At 38.6% G+C, this 614-nt stretch carries 1 protein-coding gene; it reads right to left on the reverse strand.

Annotated elements, in window-relative coordinates; translation table 11 throughout:
- The coding region (locus R8N47_RS26465; protein WP_318186265.1) for a LysR family transcriptional regulator at positions 1 to 248 on the reverse strand (248 nt) is incomplete at its 3' end.
- Positions 249 to 614 lie beyond the last annotated feature (366 nt).

The following is a 614-nucleotide window of genomic DNA, read 5'->3' on the forward strand; positions in this document are numbered from 1 at the left end:
TTAGGTAAGCTATCGGATAAAAGTTGTCCTTTGTCCGTAGGCTTTAATCCATACCTCGTTCGCACAAATAGTGGGTCGTTAAAATGCTCACGTAGACGTGCCATAGCCCGGCTGACAGCAGGTTGAGTGATGTTGAGCCTCTTGGCTGCGGCGACTGTTTTCTTCTCTTCCGATACTACTCTAAAAATCTTTAGCAGATTCAAATCTAAATTATGTAACGGCTTTTTGTTTTTATCTTTATTTTTCATTCGATTACGTTCTGGTGGTGTAGGCGTATCCGTGTTTGCATAAATTAACTTATACCAAAATTGGTATATTACCAATAATAAATGGTCAATTTATCTCCTTATCTATGAACCTTATGATGATGGTGGGTTTGAGATATGAACAAAGAATAATCGGTTCAACACTAATCTAGACTTGAAAAGACTTGTTCTCATTTGAGCAACACCATCTAATAAGATAAGGATTACTTCCATATGAAAAAGCGCATTTTAGCAGTAGCAGTGACGAGTATGCTTCTGTCTGCCTCTGTCTTTGCACAAGAAACGGTGGTTCCAAGCCGCGTGGGTGATTTGAAATTTGAATCAGATTTTCCGACACAAGAAACAATG

Source organism: Vibrio sp. 2132-1 (assembly GCF_033344315.1).